This is a genomic window from Nitrosophilus sp., from assembly GCF_982775275.1.
Window position 1 is genome coordinate 9,159 of record NZ_CEXZHP010000027.1, and the last position, 4,104, is coordinate 13,262.

Sequence of the window (4,104 nt, forward strand, 5' to 3'; positions counted from 1 at the left end):
AAAAATATTAAGGCATATAATGTTTTATTTTAAAGAGATAGATTATGATGATGAGATAATGGAGATTGTTTATAAATTTAGATGTAAAATTTTGTGTGAAGAATTAAAATTTTTTAATGCAAAAGACTATCCTAATAATAAAGAGATAGATAAATATGATAAATATGCAAAACATTATGTTGCATACGATAATAATAGTTTAATAGCTTATACTAGATTTATTTACCATTCTCCATATGGATATCCTATGACTGAGCATATGAAGATTGATGAAAAATATAAAAATTTGGATGCAAACAAGATATCGGAGATTTCAAGAGTTTTTATAAAAAAAGAGTATAGAAATTATAAAAATTCAAAAACAATATTGAAATCTTTTATGAATAATTTTATATATCCAAAGGCTAAAAAAGAGAGGATTGAATATTTTTTTAGTGCTTTACAAAAAAATTTTTTGCTTTTTTTAATAAGAATCAAATTTCCATTTAAAATTATAGGCGAAGAACAGATATATGGAGGAAAAAGATATCCTACCATCTTAAATATAAAAGATTATGAGATCAAAAATCCAGAAATTTTAGATATTTGGAGAAAAATATGAAAATTAAGAGTTTTTTATTGATATTTTTGCCGATTTTTATATATGCATCCCAAAATATCAATCTATTAAAAGATCTATCGCAAGATATTAAAAATATTGGAAAAGTTGCTACTCAAACAAAAGAAAATATACATTATCAGCCTTTTATCGTATCAGTTTTTAAAGGCAAGGATTTAGAAAAGCTCGGCGTGTCAAATTTGAAAGAGGCTCTTGAATTGATCCCTGGAGTTGATATCGCAACAGATAATATGGATTTTAAAACGGCGGTTTTTAGAGGGTCAAATCCTTTTGCTTACGGTCAATCAAAACTAATTATTGACGGAGTTGTTGTTAATGATTTGATGTTTGATAGTTATTCTCATTATTTAAATATTCCCATAAATATAATCAAAAGAATAGAAGTTGTAAGAGGACCTGGCGGAAAAATAGACGGGGTAAACGCATATGCAGGATCGATATATGTAGTTACGTACGCAGAGAGATTTGAATTTGAGAAAAATCCCGATGAGCTTTTTTTTAAAGTGGGTTCATTTAAATATAAAATGGGAGGATTTAAAAAATATTATGAACAAAACGGTTTAAAAATTTTTACAGATTTTTATTATCAAAAAGATGATAAAAAATTTTATGGGGGAAAAGACTCTTTAAATTCCGGTATATACGGAGATTATAATAAAAACCTAACAAGAGAGGATTATGCACCTTTATGGCACGAAAATTATTCTTTAGGGATAACTTTAGATTATAAAAAATTAAAAATAAAAGCGAGAGGAAATTATTATAAACAAGGTGCGGCATATGGAGTAAATAATATGTATCCCCAAGAAAATGATTATATAAAAATCCCGTCTGCGTATATTGAAGCTCTTTACAATAAAAAAGTCGGCTCATTTGATACAACATTAAAAGCAGGTATAAAATGGGACGATTTTCACTTCAATACCAGGGCCGCATATCCTGGATTTTTAAATACAAAATTAAGTGATCCTACTCAGCCCATAATCTATTCAAACGGATTTTATGCTGAAGACGCTACAAGACAGAGAACATTTTATCAGTCTACTTTTTTTGAATATAAAAATATTTTAAATCATAAAATTAAATTTGGTTATATAGTATATAAAGAAGAGACCTATTATCAGATGACGAAAAATACCAACAGAGATGATAACACTACTGACGAGATGGTTGATTATAGCGAAACTTATCCATTTTTTGATGAGAACGCAAAAAGATATGGATATATATTGGCGGTAGAGGATTGTTACGAGTATAGTGACAAATTATCTTTTGTTTATGGAATAAATATCGAAAACAATACCCATATTGATATTCAAATCAATCCAAGAATAACAGCGGTTTATAAAAAAGATAGTGAAAATATTTTTAAATTTATGTATAGTAGATCACATAGATCTCCTTCTTGGCAAGAGCTTTATACAAAAAACAATAAAGCAAGAAGAGGAAACAAAGATCTAAATCCAGAAATTGTTAACGCTTTTGAATTTGCGTATATTAGAAGATTTTCGATAGATAGTTACTTCCAAGCAAATATATTTTATTTATTAAATAGAGATCAAATAAACAAAATAAATCCTCAAAATAGATATAAAAATGCTCAAGATACAGATATTTATGGATTAGAGGCAGAATTTCTTGGGCTTTTAAACGAAAATACAAAAATTTATATAAATTACTCTTTTGTTTATGGAAAAGATGATGAGGGTCACGATCTTTCAAACGTTGCAAAACATATGGCTAAAGCTTTTTTGATAAAAGAGTTAAAAGCAGGGCTTGATTTTAATATTGTCGCAAAATATGTTGGAGAGAAAAAAAGGGTGTTTTATGATTATAGAGAGGATTTAGATGATTATTTAACGTTTGATATGGGATTTAATTATGAAAACCAAAAAGATAGATACTCAATAAATTTTACGATTAAAAATATATTTAATACAGATATTAGATATCCTTCCGAACCATACACTTATGATGAGGATTTTAGGCAAGAGAGAAGAAATTTTTTAATATCTTTTAGTAAAGAGTTCTAATGAAAAAGGCGCTATTATTTATTTTATTAACGAAGATTTTTTTATTTGCATATAAATATAATGATTTTTTATTAAGAACTCAAAGCACTCTTATACCAAAAATTTTACTTCTTGATAAAAAAATATATAATAAGCAAAGTATTATAAATATAGCTATAATTTTTGATGAAAATGATTTACATACGGCATTTTTTATAAAATCGCTAATAATGGAATATTATGCAAATAGATTAGAAAATTTTAAATTAAAAGTCACTCCAATTTTAGCTGATGAATTTGTAAATAAAAAAGAAAAATTTGATTGTGTATATATATTAAAAATTCCAAAAGAAAAATTAATAAAAATAAACAAAAAGATAAAAAAAATGAAAATAGAGAGTTTCACATATGATAAAAACGATTTAAAATATGGCTTTTTATTTTCAATAGATATCGAAAAAGATCTTATCATTTTTATGAATAAAAAAGCATTAAATAAAAATTTTGATTTTTTCCCACAACTATATCAAATGGTAAGGTTTATAAACAATGCTGAATAAATCATTATCCAACAAGATTTTATTCTATTTTTTATTGATATCATTATCTATTATGATTTCTAGCTATTTTGTTTTTGAAAAGATTACAAAAGAGGCTTTTTATAGTGCCGAAAAAGAGAAAGCGGAAATTATTGCAAAAACAATAAAACCTATGATTGAGCTTGATCTATATTTGGGGTTTGATACAAATATAAAAAAGCTATTTAGTGAACTTTCAAAAAATAAAAACATTTTGGCAGTTAGAGTTATTAAGGATAATAAAATATATAAAGAGTTAAATAGATTTGATTCTAAGGAAAATATTAAAGACTCCATATTAATAACCAAAGATTTGACTCTTCCAAACTCATCTAAAAAAATAGGAAAATTAGAACTAATTTATTCTAGTAAACATTATAAAAAACTTCTTGAAAATTATCAAAAAACATTGATTTTATTTGTATTGGCACTTGGTGCTTTATTTACTTTATATGGCTATTATCTAAATTCCCTTATAAGCCCCTTGAGAAAAGTTGCAAAAGATTTGGAAAGTTACAATCCCAAAAAAAAGATCAATCTAAATTATATAAATAGTTCAGATGAGATAGGAGCCATTGCAAAAGCTTTGGAAAGAATGCAAAACAAAATATTTGAATTTACAAAAAAGCAGGAAAATATTAATAGATTGCTTGAAAAAAAGGTAAAAGAGAAAACAAAAGAGTTAAGAGATCAACTATATATAGATTCACTAACTGGACTTCCAAATAGATTTAGTTTAATTGAACAGATAAAAGAGATAAATAAAGGCAGTCTTTTAATAATTAATATTGATGATTTTAAACAGATAAATGACTATTTTGGACATGAAACGGGAGACAAGATTTTAAAAGGCTTTGCAAATAGATTAAGAAATTTAATAAAAACCCAATATCCA

The 4,104-nt window shown here is 25.6% G+C and carries 4 protein-coding genes; all 4 read left to right on the forward strand.

The window, feature by feature from the left end:
• On the forward strand, nucleotides 1-601 hold a 601-nt coding region (locus AC30RD_RS02655), incomplete at its 5' end, for a GNAT family N-acyltransferase (protein ID WP_489492642.1).
• Complete coding sequence (locus AC30RD_RS02660; protein ID WP_489492644.1) at nucleotides 598-2,652, forward strand: TonB-dependent receptor plug domain-containing protein; 2,055 nt, start codon at nucleotides 598-600, stop codon at nucleotides 2,650-2,652. The genes AC30RD_RS02655 and AC30RD_RS02660, both read left to right, overlap by 4 nt.
• Complete coding sequence (locus tag AC30RD_RS02665) at nucleotides 2,652-3,191, forward strand: hypothetical protein (RefSeq protein ID WP_489492646.1); 540 nt, start codon at nucleotides 2,652-2,654, stop codon at nucleotides 3,189-3,191. The genes AC30RD_RS02660 and AC30RD_RS02665 overlap by 1 nt, the downstream gene beginning before the upstream one ends.
• A partial coding sequence (locus AC30RD_RS02670) for a diguanylate cyclase domain-containing protein (RefSeq protein ID WP_489492647.1) occupies nucleotides 3,181-4,104 on the forward strand: 924 nt, incomplete at its 3' end. The genes AC30RD_RS02665 and AC30RD_RS02670, both read left to right, overlap by 11 nt.

Coding starts and splice junctions, on each gene's coding strand:
- AC30RD_RS02660 (WP_489492644.1), top strand. CDS start 598: ATGAAAATTAAGAGTTTTTTATTGATATTTTTGCCGATTTTTATATAT.
- AC30RD_RS02665 (WP_489492646.1), top strand. CDS start 2,652: ATGAAAAAGGCGCTATTATTTATTTTATTAACGAAGATTTTTTTATTT.